At 67.5% G+C, this 13,362-nt stretch carries 9 protein-coding genes and 1 tRNA gene; 7 read left to right on the forward strand and 3 right to left on the reverse strand.

The features are described from left to right. The first annotated feature begins 497 nt into the window (after positions 1–497). Positions 498–1,529, forward strand: coding sequence for a magnesium/cobalt transporter CorA (gene corA, locus FrCorBMG51_RS14965; RefSeq protein WP_235433601.1), 1,032 nt, complete (start codon positions 498–500; stop codon positions 1,527–1,529). A gap of 409 nt (positions 1,530–1,938) precedes the next feature. Here corA and FrCorBMG51_RS14970 read toward each other — a convergent pair whose 3' ends face one another. Continuing rightward, positions 1,939–2,187, reverse strand: a complete 249-nt coding sequence (locus FrCorBMG51_RS14970; protein WP_013872153.1) for a hypothetical protein — start codon at positions 2,185–2,187, stop codon at positions 1,939–1,941. A 794-nt stretch (positions 2,188–2,981) separates the two neighbouring features. Here FrCorBMG51_RS14970 and FrCorBMG51_RS14975 point away from each other — a divergent pair. The 4 genes from FrCorBMG51_RS14975 to FrCorBMG51_RS28345 all read left to right on the forward strand — a co-directional run bounded on the left by FrCorBMG51_RS14975 (position 2,982) and on the right by FrCorBMG51_RS28345 (position 7,887). Beyond that, positions 2,982–3,069 (forward strand) — tRNA-Ser (locus FrCorBMG51_RS14975). A gap of 2,745 nt (positions 3,070–5,814) precedes the next feature. After that, complete coding sequence (locus FrCorBMG51_RS32600; RefSeq protein WP_052914700.1) at positions 5,815–6,288, forward strand: hypothetical protein; 474 nt, start codon at positions 5,815–5,817, stop codon at positions 6,286–6,288. 274 nt (positions 6,289–6,562) lie between these two features. Then, a complete protein-coding gene (locus FrCorBMG51_RS14985; RefSeq protein WP_086055480.1) occupies positions 6,563–7,294 on the forward strand; it encodes a sulfite exporter TauE/SafE family protein in 732 nt (243 codons plus the stop codon). A gap of 371 nt (positions 7,295–7,665) precedes the next feature. Next, entirely contained in the window at positions 7,666–7,887 is a 222-nt protein-coding gene (locus FrCorBMG51_RS28345) for an FDXHR family putative zinc-binding protein (protein WP_139342130.1), read from the forward strand. A gap of 162 nt (positions 7,888–8,049) precedes the next feature. Here FrCorBMG51_RS28345 and FrCorBMG51_RS14995 read toward each other — a convergent pair whose 3' ends face one another. Next, positions 8,050–9,057, reverse strand: a complete 1,008-nt coding sequence (locus FrCorBMG51_RS14995; RefSeq protein WP_047223689.1) for a polysaccharide lyase — start codon at positions 9,055–9,057, stop codon at positions 8,050–8,052. A 1,002-nt stretch (positions 9,058–10,059) separates the two neighbouring features. Here FrCorBMG51_RS14995 and FrCorBMG51_RS25365 point away from each other — a divergent pair. Next, positions 10,060–10,353, forward strand: coding sequence for a hypothetical protein (locus FrCorBMG51_RS25365; protein WP_052914702.1), 294 nt, complete (start codon positions 10,060–10,062; stop codon positions 10,351–10,353). A gap of 21 nt (positions 10,354–10,374) precedes the next feature. Here FrCorBMG51_RS25365 and FrCorBMG51_RS15010 read toward each other — a convergent pair whose 3' ends face one another. Then, a complete protein-coding gene (locus tag FrCorBMG51_RS15010) occupies positions 10,375–11,712 on the reverse strand; it encodes a UDP-glucose dehydrogenase family protein (RefSeq protein WP_047223690.1) in 1,338 nt (445 codons plus the stop codon). 384 nt (positions 11,713–12,096) lie between these two features. Between FrCorBMG51_RS15010 and FrCorBMG51_RS15015 the strand changes: the two genes are divergently transcribed. Then, positions 12,097–13,335 (forward strand): glycosyltransferase family 2 protein, encoded by a 1,239-nt coding sequence (locus tag FrCorBMG51_RS15015; protein ID WP_047223691.1) that lies wholly within the window; start codon positions 12,097–12,099, stop codon positions 13,333–13,335. The last annotated feature ends 27 nt before the right edge of the window (positions 13,336–13,362 follow it).

Here is a 13,362-nt window from a genome sequence, read left to right on the forward strand (position 1 = left end):
CTCGGCGACCCCCGCCGCCTGAGCCTGGTCACTCCGGTGTGAAAACATCGCCGCCGGCCTTTTGTCAGAAAGGGCCGACGGTCCCAGCCCTGCCTCGCCGGGCGGCTCGTGGTCGTTGTGTCGTGTCTGACGCGCTGAACACGGGCGGGCGCTCGTTATGAGCTCCCACGAGCACGGCGTCGCGGTGGTCTGGAATCAAGGCCTGACCCAAGGGTTGTGTCAGCAGATGCGCGGGATCGCGTAGCGGGCTTTCACGCACCAGCCGGTTGGCCGTTGTGGCGGTGCGCTCGGACCTTGTCCACGCCCGGCTATGGCTGCGTTCGTCCATGGTCGGCCTGCTGTGTGCCACCCGGCGACACGTCCACACAGCGATGCGCAAGGCCCGGTCACCGCCTCGGCGAGGTGCGAGCGAGCGTCCAGGGGGAGCTACCAGCCCGCTCCCGGTTCCAGACCGCTGTCTGCTGGCAGATCCGCAAGCCATTCGAGGAGCTGGCGTGATGACGGTGATGGAGAACGTGTTCTACTCCGAGGGCCGGCGCTTTGTGCGACCGGACTCGCTGGCCGAGACCTACCAGCTTCTGCACGGACGTCGTGACGAGCGCAAGCAGGATCTCGCCTGGATCGGGCTGGTCCGCCCGGACCAGCGTGAGATCGCCTCGATCGCCCGGGAGTTCGAACTGCACGAACTCGCCGTCGAAGACGCCGTGCAGGCGCATCAGCGCTCCAAGCTGGAGCGGTACGGAAAGACCCTCTTCGTGGTTCTGCTGGCGGCTTCCTACAACGATACCCGGGAGGAGGTCGAATTCTCCGAGCTGCACGTCTTCGTCGGGGATGACTTCGTCATCACGGTACGTCATGGTGACGCGCCGGACCTGCGACGGGTACGCCACCGGATGGAATCCGAGCCGGACCTGCTGGCCCGAGGCCCCGAGGCGGTGCTGTACGCCATCCTCGACCGGGTCGTCGACGACTACGCACCTGTTGTCGCCGGGCTGGAGAACGACATCGACGAGATCGAGACCGAGGTTTTCCGGGGCGACCCGGAGGTGAGCCGGCGTATCTACGAGCTCTCCCGCGAGGTCATCGAGTTCCAGCGGGCGACCAAGCCCCTGCTCGGCATGCTGGACGCTCTGGCGTCGGGTTTCGTGAAATACGGTGTGGACGCCGGGCTGCAGCAGTACCTGCGGGACGTCAGCGACCACGTCGTCCAGGTCGTGGAGCGGATCGAGGGTTTCCGCCAGCTCCTGCAGAACATTCTCACGGCCAACGCAGCCCTGGTCGGGCAGCGGCAGAACGAGGAAATGAAGATCCTGACCGAGACGAGCATCGCGCAGAACGAGGAGGTCAAGAAGATATCCGCATGGGCGGCGATCCTGTTCGCGCCCACCCTGGTGGGCACCGTGTACGGGATGAACTTCGAGACCATGCCGGAGCTGCAGTGGGTGTACGGTTATCCGTTCGCGATCGGGCTCATGGGGCTGGTGTCCGCCATGCTCTATGTCGTCTTCCGCAGCCGCCGCTGGCTCTGACCCGGGACAGGTCGGCCCTCCGGTGGCGCGATCATATTTTTCGCGCGCCACCGGAGGACCGGCCTGTCCGTTCGCGTCCATCGCCCGGCCGGTTTTCCGGGCCACGCGGCAGAACACGGTACACAGGTCGCTGTTATGCGTATATGAGGGTGGTGTACAGACGGCATTACAGAAGGTTGTTGCGGGCGTTCAGCTCGGTCCGTGGACCGGGCCCGGTCGCCACGGGCCGCGCGACGGTGGCTCGGCATCAGGGCCGTAGCCGTCGGCCCACACCGTCCGGCAGTGTGGGCAGTCGCCGGACGTACTGGACGTACCGGGCCGCGGGCCTTTCGGCGGGTCGCCCGGGCCGCGCCGGCGGCGGGGCCGACGGTGTCGCGGGCAGTCCAGCGTCAGCAGTGGCACGACAGGTTCAATCATCTTTGATCGGTAACCTTCCCGTTCCGTCGCAGGATGCGCAGTTCAGTTTCTTGGTCTCATTGAACGCACCGTCCTCGTCCGTTCCGCCGATGTCCCTGAGTACCTTTCCCGTGCCGCCGCACAGTCCACAGCTCCGCCAGGTCGGGTTGCCACGCCGGGTGTCCTGCCGCTGCCGTTGGCCCTTGTCCATACGGTCGCGGTCTTCGCCAGCGTCATCGTCCCGCCGCCGCAGAAATCCCATACCATCCTCCTTCTCATCGTCGCACCAGCATGCCGAGTGAGTCACGGACGGACTGGCTGTCCCAACGACAGACCACAAAGTGGCCCAGACGCGGGAAAAGAGATGGGGCGCGAAAGGCCGTGGAGTTCCGATATGGCACACGAGGATCATCACAAGCATATGGAGGAATATAGGAATGGTTGATTGTCTGAAGGATTCATGGGCGCCTCTGGGTTGATCTGGCCGGCGAGTTCGCCTTCACCCCGGCCGAGCGGGCGGAGGACATATCTGGGACCATCTCTGGGACGCAGCGGCTGATCGCCGAGGCACGGGCCTTCCGGCTGGCGGAGGTGCGCCGGCGCCGGCACGCCACCCAAATCGAGGCGACGAAGGCGACGGGTGTGACGCAGGCTCGGGTGTCCCGCATCGAGAGGGGCACCTGGAGCGCAGCGGGGTGGATACCCTCGCGGCCTACGTACAGGCGCTTGGCGGCAAGCTGAGGATCGCTGCTGATTTTGGTGATGAGTCGTGCGGGCCCGGATAGGGCGGGGGACGCCACGGGGAATTTGGGGGCCGTCCCACGAGCGTGGGAGCGGGCTGGCCGGGCAGCGGCCGACGGGACCGGCGAGCCTGGGCCGGTCGACAGGACCGGGCACGCCTCTGGGAAGGGGAAGCAGGCGGGTGAGGTGGCGCAGAGGGGTGACGCCGTGGGTGTCACCGGCGCGGGCTGTGACATCCTGGAACGGCACCCGGCGGGCACATGGCGGGCAGACTCCGGTGAACCGGACGTAGCCTGACAGCGTTTCCACGGGTCGGGAGGGCTCGCCTAGTGGCCGATGGCGGCGGTCTTGAAAACCGCTAGGGCGTCCTGCGTCCTCGTGGGTTCGAATCCCACGCCCTCCGCTCCACCCGCAGTTGGTCCCGGGCCGCAGGTCGCGGCTATGCGGTCGTGTGCGCTTTGGTCCTGGCTGGTGAGGCACGTCGCATGGATCTTGAATTAGGACGTGGATGCCGCGTCCACCCAGCCCGTTCGGCGACCTGGGTGGTGCTGCCATCGATCCTCGCTGGCGCGGAGGAGATCGACGCGGATCCCGGGACCAAGCGGGATGTCGACTGCTACGGCGGGGCCGGATTCGACGCGCTCCTCGCCTTGCTGGCCGTGGAGCTGCACACACGGGTGAGCTGTCAACCATCCGACATAGAGCGGCGCGTCTGCTGTGCGTGCCGCCTCGGGATCATGTGGTCGTCCCGTTCATCCTGTCGGACCTCAGGGCCCTCAGGCTGGCCCTGGGATAAGCGTGATCCGGAACGGACGGTCTGGCGGCCAGGGGTGCTGTCGGGCCGGGCTCTGGGCGGAGAGCGACCTGGAGCTGCCCGGAATGGACACGTCCTGGCTGGTGGGTGACGGCGGGTGACAGGCGACGTTGCCTGCCCCCTTGTGGAGCATTCTCCGCTGTCTGCCCTGGTCGCGCACGGACAGTCGGTCGTTTCGACGTCCACGACAGCAGGCGGTAGTTGTTTTTAAATTGTGATTTTGGAGTTCTAGTGATGATTTTTTATAGTGCCATAAGCGATAAAGGCGCCTGTCGATCATCCCGGTCGCGTGCTTCGGCGGACTGAAAAGATCGCGAGCCTCGTGTTGAAAGATCGAGATCGTCGCGCCGGCAGGCCGCTGCGTCCACGGCGTCATACGGCCGGTGGGTTGCGGCGCCGTCTGGCCTCTGGGTCGTGGCGTGGAGACGGCGGACGGACGAGTTGGCTGGACGAGTTGGCTGGACGAGGGCAGCCGACGGGCCGAGGGAGAGGGCTGGCGGGGCGAGATGGCCACGGGGTCCGAGGGCCTTCTTCTGGGATATGGCCAGGGCGCTGTGCGGGCCCGGCGCGCGGCATCGTGGCGAGGGCGTCGGCGAGGCGATCTACCGGGTGGGCGGCCGGGACGGCCGTGCTGCCCGTGGATGCCTGTCGGGATCCCTGCAGGGGCGGCCGGGGGCCGATCTCCAAATTTTACGGTTCGTAAAATTATCCTGTGATCAGGAACACAGAGAAGGGAGCGCGGCGGAGGGTGTGAAGAGGCCGCCTCTGGACGCTGCGTAGTTCCATGATGGCTTCGCCGCGTTGTGGCCGTCGGTGTTGTGGTAGATATCACTGTAGTTCATTGATGTGATCTTTACGAGTGTTCGGTGGATGTTGTTGCAATCGCACATTGCCAGGGTTCGGCGTCATTGCTGTAAGCCGGGCACGTTTTCCGTGGGAATAGCCTGGAGGCCGCCACGGGGGTGGATCCGGCGGGCGCCGGTCCGTCCAGGCGATCATCGGACGTGCGTCCGCCGGTGCCCGCATGGCGCGGAAACAGCAGATGGTGGGCATGGTGCCCGCCCGCGGCGAGGGCGTCGGCGTCCATACTGACGATCTTGATGTCGCAGGGCGGGTGCGTCTCCGCCCGGTGACGTGACGCCCCTCACGGCGGTGCGAAACCGGCCACCGACTGCCGTCCGGCGGATCATCGGACGGCAGTCGGTGATTTTCTGTGACCATCCCAGCTGAAGCTGCCGATTCAGTGCTGTTCCCGAATCCTTCTTCCGCGAGACCGTCGCGGAACTCGCCGTCGGTTTCCTGGCATCGTCGACAGTGTCAAAGAAATGGAACCGTCGCCTCGGCCGGGCAGCCGCCGCCGCCGACCGTGGCCGTATACAAAACTTTGCCGGCCGTCCGTAGTCTCATCGGCCGTGCTGTTCCCGGTCCCGGTGGGCCGGACCAGTAGAGATATCTCTTCCGAGAACTTGCCGCTCCGAGGGAAGGGCGGTATAAGCGTTCACCCGTCGTGGGTTGAAGCCGGCGGCCCCGTCGTGCGGGCGGGAGCGAGGCGTCCGTTCGGTGCGCGGCCATCGGCCATCTGGATCACGAAGTGGCGACGGGCGGGCCTGCCGCGGGCGCCGCTGCCGAGACTCCTGGAAGACCCTTGGCAGGCGTCGGACGTCGACCCGGCCAAGCCGGGCCGAGTCCTGCCTGACGCGAGCCGGGAAGAGACCGGGAAGAGACCGGGAAGGCGGCTGGTCGTGAGGCGATCGCGCAGGTAGAAGCAGGTATGGGCAGGTAAGTGACAGGTCCGGGCAGGTGCGGGCGGGCGCGGATGGGTGGGGCGCATGGGGCGGGGTCACGAAGCCCGGGCCCTGCCTGCGGCGCCATGTGCTGGGAGCCGCCGCGGGCCTGCGCACCCTCGTTGCCGGCGGCCTCAGATGCTCTTCGCCGACCGGCCATGGGCGCTGCTCACCCGAGGAAATGATCGTGGTGGACGTCTGCGTCGGCGGCGGATCCGGAGATCGACATTTTCGGCTGGCCGCCTTGATCGCCGATTGTCGATCCGGCGGCCCGGCGCCAAAGCTCTATCAGGTTGTCGGCTTAAGTGGTACGGTCGGCATCCTTGGCACTCTGTCTCAGTACTCTGTCCATGCTATCGAGTAAGGATGCGCTCGCCGCTACCTCACGATGTTACGCTCCAGATCTCACCATCGCCGACGCGATTACCCGGTCGCGCCGATAATGCGACTCGCGGTTATTTCAGGGGCCGCCGCCTTCGTGGTCGGCGGGATGGGGTTCATTTCCTTATCGGACACGACTGACACATCACCGGTCGTAGCGGGACCGATCGTGGCGGGCTCCGCGCCGTCCAGCGCTGCCGTCCGCCCGGACACCGGCAGGGAACCCGCCCACGTCGACGATCAGCTGTGGGCGCCGTCGTATCCGGGTCAGGCCTCCCCGTATCCGGCAGGTCCGACAGGCGTCCCGGGCGGCTCCACGGTCGCGGTCAGCGCGCTGACGCCGGGGCAGCCACCGGCGGCCGGCGGTGGCGTCATCACGCCGCGTCTGACGGCAGCTGAGCCCGCCTCCGCACAGGCCCAGGGCGGCGGATCCGCGCCCGCTCCCCCCGCGCCTGTCGCGGGCAGGACCGCGGTGGCTTCTTCACCCGCACCTGCCGCGCCCGCGCCGGCGAAGAACGCCCCTGCCGCGGCGTCCACCCCGAAGCCCACTCCCACGCCGACGCAGCAGGCCGCCCCGCGGCAGAACTCGTGCCCGAGCCTGCTCGGACTGCTGCGGCTCTGCCTCAACGTGTCGCTCGGCTGATCCTCCGCCGTCCGGGTGTCTGATCCGGATGGCGGAGTGATCGTCCAAGCCACGCCGTGTCCCTCGTGTCGCTGCTGCCGTCGCGGCCTGGACGGCACGGGCACGCGGATCGGGTCACAGCCGGTCCACAGAAAGATCTTTTTTGCTTCGGAGCGCATATCCTGGCAGGTATGCGGCAAGGTGTTCGGAAGCGCCCACTTCGTGTCGACGGATCGGATGGGCCGATCGCCCGGGCGCGGGCCGCCCGCTGACAGCCGCCGACGCCCTGACGCTGATCGTCTGCGGCGTACTGGCCGGGATCACCTCGACCGTGGCCGGGCTGGCCTCCGTCGTCTCCTACCCGACACTGTTGTGGTTCGGGCTGCCGGCGGTGCAGGCCAACGTCACCAACACGGTTTCTCTGGTCTTCGTGGCGGTCGGCGCGGCCATCGGGTCGCGCTCGGAGCTGGCGGGGCAGTACTGGCGGCTGATGCGGATGGGCCCCGTGAGTCTCGCGGGTGGGGTCACGGGGGCGCTGCTCCTGCTGGCGAGCCCGGCCGGCGCCTTCGAGGCAGTGGTGCCCTGGCTGGTGGCCGGCGCCGGTGTGCTGGTGCTGTGTCGGCACCGGTTGATGAGCTCGGTCGGAGGCGGAGGCCTGCTGGATGAGCGGGGGCCGCCGCTGGCCGTCGCGTTGTTCGTCTCCACGGTCTACACCGGCTATTTCGGCGCCGGCGGTGGGATCATCCTCTTTGCGGTGCTTGGTGCTGCCATACCCGAACCGCTCCCGCGGGTCAACGCGATGAAGAACGTGCTCCTGGGGATGCCGAACGGGGTCGCCGCGGCGGCCTTCACGGGCTTCGGACCGGTGTACTGGCCGGCTGTGCCGCCCCTGGCCTGCGGCCTGCTCATAGGCGGCGCGCTCGGCCCGGCGATCGTACGGCGGCTGCGGGTGGGAGCGCTGCGGCTGCTGATCGGTGTCGCGGCCATCGGGTTCGCGGTGAAGTTCGCCGTGGACGCCTACCTGTGACGTCCTCGGGAGCGACGTCCCCGGGACCGTGCCCGGAGCGTCGTCTCATCGGCGGCGGAGAAACAGCGGCGGGCCGCGCCTGGAGACCACTGGCGTTCTCCTCGCCGCCAGCGTCACCAGCGTCACCAGCGCCACCGGGTCCCTTTCATACTTTTTGGGCTGTACTTGATCATATGCCGGCTGTATGTGATTTAACTGGCTTTTGTCGGGGTCGCCTGCTCGTACGGAGGCGCCCGGCGGGGCGTGTTGAGTCTCGTTGCCACGCTCATAGGAAAAGGTTGCGCCGTGGTTGGCCCATTCTGGGACAGGATGACCGGGTGCCGATCCGACGCCAGACTCCGTCAGGCCGCACGCCACGACGTGCCCAGCCGATGTTGCCGTTGCCGGTCCGTAACGCCGGCCAGCCGATCAGGAAGGGCGACACGCCTGTGACGGCGACCTGTGGTGGCTGCAGCGCCCAGTGGAGCGACCCGGAGACCACGCACTGCCGGGTCTGCCATGCGACCTGGCAGAACGTGCAGGGTTTCGACGCCCATCTGGCGGACTGCCAGCCGCGCCTGGCCACCCGCTCCGGTCGTGGTGGCCGGAGGTAGGCACCTTTTCCCAACGGAGGACAGCCGCTCGTTGGGGTGGGTGACACGGAACGGAGGATGGCCGGATGCCCTCACGGGGGCTCTGTCCGTCCGTTCAGGGGTTGTCGGGCTCGGACCCCCGCCGGGCCGGGCCTGGAGCAGCCGGGAACGCGGCCCGAGGTCTCAGTCCGGAGGCTCGGGAAGGGGGCCGACCCGTTGGGCGCCGATGGCGAAGCCGGCGAGATCGATACTGGTGTCCGTCTTGGGAGCGAACGAGCGGTCGCCACCGCCGTACACGACGGAGAATATGATGCCGCCGATGCGAAGCCGGTCAGAAATACGTGGGTTGTACCTGTGTTCTTTGTGTACTTCCTGGTTGTTGATCCAGACGGCGAGGAGTTCCTGGGAAAACTTATCGGAGCTCATGCGGACGCCATGTTCGACGCAAATCCATTTACCGGGCTCCCACATCCACTTCTTCTTACCGACCATGGTGATGGGGTTGTCCGGACGGGCGGTGTTCGAATAGATTAGTCCTTCACCTTCTTTACGCCAGGCGAACCGGCTGGCGTAACCATCCTGGTAGTCGTTGGTGCGTTCCTTGGACGCTGGCTTGTACAGGACCCCGAAGAGCCCGGGGAGCTTTCCTCCTTTATTGAAATCGAACTTCTCCGGAAATCGCAAATAATAACGCAGGTATAGCTCTTCCGTCGGCTGGTCCTCCCTGGACAGGAAGAGTTGGGTGCCGCCGTATGTGTCGCCGTCGCGATAAACCGAATTCTCCGTGTTGATTGTGTCCGTTGACAGCGAAACTCTTACCATCTTGGGAAAATGTGGATTGTCGGATGGCAGTATCTGTGCCCGATCCAACCCGAACGCCGCGTACTGTTCCGGAATGAAACCCTTTCCGAAGAAGTCCGCGGCCCCGTTTGCCAGAGTCGGCGGCGGCCCGGTCGTGGGAGGAGGGGTGACCGCGTCGGCATCCGGCGGAAGCACCTCGCTGGCCGGGTCGAAGGTGTTGTCGGGCCGGGAACAGCCTGCCGCCGCCGCACCCAGCAGACCGAGGGCTGACCCCAGCACGGCCCGCCGGGTCCGGGCCGGCCGGCCCGGAAGAATGATCCCGTCATCGGTGGGCCGGGAGGGCTGCGAACCAGGGACTCTGGGCAGGTACAATCCGTTTCTGTCGTTCATCCACCGACTCCCGCTCGTGCGCCGCTGGGCTGGGGGGTGATCTCAAGAATTCTCCGGGTCACGATACACTGTCCGCTCGGAGGCATATCGGTGGGTCACTGTGGCCGTCGGCTGTTGTGGTCCTTTTGGGGCCGGGTCCATTGGGTGCCGAGCCCCGATCTTTATCCGGGGATCGTGCGCCTGCCGTCGTCCGCGTTTTCCGGCGGAAAATCTGTCGCCGTCCCGGCCAGTAATTGTCCGTATCGTTTCGCTTGCCAGGTGGGTGGTCCCGGCGCGAACGGTGGCCGGGGTGAACGACGGCGACACGACGACGGCGTGCTGCTACTTTCCGCGTTGAATGCAGCGCGGCCGGGGCCCGGGTGGCCCACCCGCTGCCGGCCGGTCGATGACGGTCATGGACAGGAACGGGCGGGAGTGGGCGGGGCCGGGCGGACGCCCGGGGACCGCTGATCGCGGGAGAGCGGGTATGACGGTTTGCGGGCTGCTGCGCCTGGACGATGCCCCGGTGCGGCGTTCGGTCCTCACGGCGATGCTCGCCTCGTCGTCGGTGGGCCTGCCGCCGGCGCGGGGCGTGCACCTCGACGGGCCGTTCGGCGTGGTGACGGCCTCGGGGTTCCCCGGTGACCCGACACCACCGATCGCGGTGGACGCGGAGGGGTTGGTCGTCGTCCTCGACGGCTGCCCCGGACGGCGGCGGCGGGGTGGGAGCGGCCCGATCTCACCGCGTGGCGGTGCCCCGGCTGTCCTGCCCGCGCAACCGTCGGCCGGCCCGCAGGCGCACCTGTCGGCCGGTGCGTCAGCCGGCCCGTACGCGCAACCCGCGGCCGGTGTGTCAGATGACCGGCCCGCGGCTCCTGCCTGCNGCCCGCGGCTCCTGCCTGCGCGGGCTCCACCGACGCCTGCCTGCTCGCGGCCGCCTACCGCAGGGACGGCGAACGTTGTCTCGGGCCGCTGGGCGGGGACTGGGTCGCGCTGATCTGGGAGCCGGACCGCCGGCAGCTTGTGTGCGCCCGTACCGGCGACCCGGGGCAGGACCTGCTCACCTGGTCGGACGGGCGCGTTTTCGCGTTCGGGACGGAACTGGCGCAGCTTCGTGCCGCGGGGATGCCGACGACGGCGGCGGGCCGCCCGCGTCCCGGTCGCAGGCTGGGGCGGGTCAGCTGGCTCGGCCCTGACGAACGGCTTGCGGTCCGCCTGCCCGGGGCGGTGACGGACCACCCCGCCGTGCCGGCCGGGCGGAGCGCGGTAGCGATCAGCCGGAGCGTCATGTCCACCCGGTCGTGGCGCTCCGGCTGATGCTGTTGGTTCGCCGACTTGTCAGGGACGGCCGAGCGCGTGGTACGTCCAGCCCGCGGCACGCCACTGGGCCGGGTTGAGGGTGTTGCGACCGTCAATGATGGTGCGGGCCGCGACAACCGCGGTCAGTGCGTTCGGGGCGAGCTCGCGGAATTCTGTCCATTCTGTGAGATGTAGCACAATATGCGCCCCGGTCGCGGCGTCGACGGCGTTGTCGGCGTAGATGATCTCCGGGTAGGCGCGCTGGGCGTTCGGGATGGCGGCCGGGTCGTAGACGGCGACCGTGGCACCGGCCTTGCGCAGGGTGTCGGCCACCGCGAGGGCGGGGGAGTCCCGGATGTCGTCGGAGTTGGGTTTGAACGCCGCGCCGAGCACGGCGACCTTCTTCCCGGTGACGTCGCCGCCGAGCGCCTCGGTGGCGAGGGTGACGGTGCGGGTGCGGCGCCGGAGGTTGATGGCGTCCACCTCGGCCAGGAAGGCCACGGCCTGGCCGGCGCCGAGCTCGGTCGCGCGGGCCTGGAAGGCGCGGATGTCCTTGGGCAGGCAGCCACCGCCGAAGCCGAGGCCGGCGTGCAGGAAGCGGCCGCCGATCCGGGTGTCGTACGAGATGGCCTTGGACAGGTGGGTGACGTCGGCCCCGGTGACCTCGCAGACCTCGGCCATCGCGTTGATGAAGGAGATCTTGGTGGCGAGGAAGGCGTTCGCGGCCACCTTGACCAGTTCCGCGGTGGGGTAGTCGACGGTGACGACGGGCGTGCCGGCGGCGATCACCGACGCGTAGACGCGGTGCAGCGTCGCCTCGGCGTTGCCGCCGGGCGCGACGCCGAACACGAGCCGGTCGGGGCGCAGGGTGTCGTCGACGGCGAAGCCCTCCCGCAGGAACTCCGGGTTCCAGGCGAGCTCGACCCCGGGTGCCTGCTCGGACAGCCAGGCGGCGAGGCGGGCCGCCGTCCCGGCCGGGACCGTGGACTTGCCCACGACCAGCGAGCCCGGCCGCAACCCACCCGCGATCAGTCCGCTGACCGCGGCGTCGACGTAGCGCATGTCCGCGGAGTTCGACTCGGGATGCTGGGGCGTCCCGACGCAGACGAAGTGGACGTCCGCCGCACTGGCGGCGTCCGCCAGCGATGTCGTGAAGGACAGGCGGCCGGACTCCAGGTTCTTGCGAAGCAGTTCCTCCAGGCCGGGCTCGAAGAAGGGCACCTCGCCGGCGGTGAGCCGCTTGATCTTGCCCGGGTCGACGTCGACACCGATGACCTCGAAGCCCAGTTCGGCCATGCAGACCGCGTGTGTCGCGCCCAGGTAGCCGGTTCCAATGACGGAAATTCTCAATGGATCAACAACTGTTGTTGTTCCCATGTGGTTTGTCAACTCCCAGTTGGCGGTAATCTGACTATGGGCGTTGTGCATTCGACATGATCCGTTAACGTTTGCCGCCACCCGGAGCCATGCGATGCGAAGAAGAGGCATTATGCACGCACCTCGTGATCGCAGAGTAAATCTGCCGGGGTCACGTTATTTCTCGTGACAGAGTAGGTGCGTTCCGTAGTGACCGGCACCCCGGGGTACGTGCGATTCACGTCACACTGCTAACCTCCAGTGCAACTGCCATCGGGGGTGGGGTTCTATGCCCCTTCGCGTCCGACGGCCAAGTTTTTGGCCGATAGGAGAGGGAGGGGCCACCGGGCCGCTACTTTTCAGGTGGGTCTTTACGGTAACCCCTCGGAGGGAAAACGCTAGGCAATGGACGCGCTCAGTACCGTGATCGACCGCGTCGGATCGTACTGGGGACTTGTTCCCCTGGGCATCGCGGGAGTGATCTCGTGGTCGGTGTGGTTGTTCCGACGTGTATTGTCATCTCGTTACAAGCCGATCAACAACAAGTTTCGGGCATCCACATCCGTCGTCGTCCCCTCTTTCCGTGAGGACCCGGATGTCATAGAGCGCTGTCTACAGACGTGGCTGGCGCAGAACCCCGACGAAATCATCATCGTCCCGGACGTCGAGGACACCGAGCTCATCAGCCGGCTGCGAAGGCACGCGCGGGAGCACCGCAACCTGCGTGTCCTCCCCTTTGTGCACGAGGGCAAGCGCTCCGCCCTCGGTGTGGGCATCAAGGCCGCCACCAAGGAGATCGTGGTCCTCTGCGACTCCGACACGGCCTGGGAGCCGGGCCTGCTCGCCGCCGTCCAGATGCCGTTCGTCGATCCCAAGGTCGGCGGGGTCGGCACCCGGCAGAGCGTCTACAACGCACGGACCAGCGTCTGGCGCCGGGTGGCCAACTGGCTGGTCGACATCCGCTACCTCGACTACGTGCCGGCGCAGGGCCGGGCGGGCGCGGTCGCCTGCCTGTCCGGACGGACCGCGGCCTACCGCCGGTCCGCGATCCTGCCGGTGCTGCACAACCTGGAGAACGAGTTCTTCCTGGGCAGACGGTGCATAGCCGGGGACGACGGGCGGCTGACCTGGCTCACCCTCGCCTCCGGTTACAAGACCGTGCACCAGGACACGGCCCGGGCCATATCGATGTTCCCCGACTCGCTGAAGGCGTTCATCAAGCAGCGGGTGCGGTGGAGCCGCAACTCCTATCGCTGCTACCTGACCGCGATCTACAAGGGCTGGCTGTGGCGCCAGCCGCTGATCTGCCAGATCAGCGTTCTCCAGATCCTGCTCACGCCGGTCACCATGGGCGTGGCCATGACCTACCTCGGGTTCTGGATGGTCCGGCCGCAGGCGAACGCCCCCCTCATCGCGATCGCGTGGCTGCTGGGCGGGCGCGCCGTGCGCGGGCTGTCGCATCTGCGGGAGCAGCCGCGCGACATCTTCATCCTCCCGGTGGTGGTCGTGATGATCGTCATCGTTGCTCTGCCCATCAAGACCTGGGCATTCATCTCGATGAACAAGCAGGGCTGGCTGACTCGGCGTGCCGACCTGATCGGTGGCGAGGGGCAGTCGGACGCGTCCGTTCGGGTGAGCCAATAATGATCGGAGTTTCATGATCATCCCGAC

The sequence above is a fragment of the Protofrankia coriariae genome, assembly GCF_001017755.1.
GTDB classification, from domain to species: domain Bacteria; phylum Actinomycetota; class Actinomycetes; order Frankiales; family Frankiaceae; genus Protofrankia; species Protofrankia coriariae.

What these genes read in the sequence shown, in the direction of transcription:
- corA (WP_235433601.1), top strand. Translation starts at nt 498, where the DNA reads ATGACGGTGATGGAGAACGTGTTCTACTCCGAGGGCCGGCGCTTTGTG.
- FrCorBMG51_RS14970 (WP_013872153.1), bottom strand. Translation starts at nt 2,187, where the DNA reads ATGGGATTTCTGCGGCGGCGGGACGATGACGCTGGCGAAGACCGCGAC.
- FrCorBMG51_RS28345 (WP_139342130.1), top strand. Translation starts at nt 7,666, where the DNA reads ATGTTGCCGTTGCCGGTCCGTAACGCCGGCCAGCCGATCAGGAAGGGC.
- FrCorBMG51_RS14995 (WP_047223689.1), bottom strand. Translation starts at nt 9,057, where the DNA reads ATGAACGACAGAAACGGATTGTACCTGCCCAGAGTCCCTGGTTCGCAG.
- FrCorBMG51_RS15010 (WP_047223690.1), bottom strand. Translation starts at nt 11,712, where the DNA reads ATGGGAACAACAACAGTTGTTGATCCATTGAGAATTTCCGTCATTGGA.
- FrCorBMG51_RS15015 (WP_047223691.1), top strand. Translation starts at nt 12,097, where the DNA reads ATGGACGCGCTCAGTACCGTGATCGACCGCGTCGGATCGTACTGGGGA.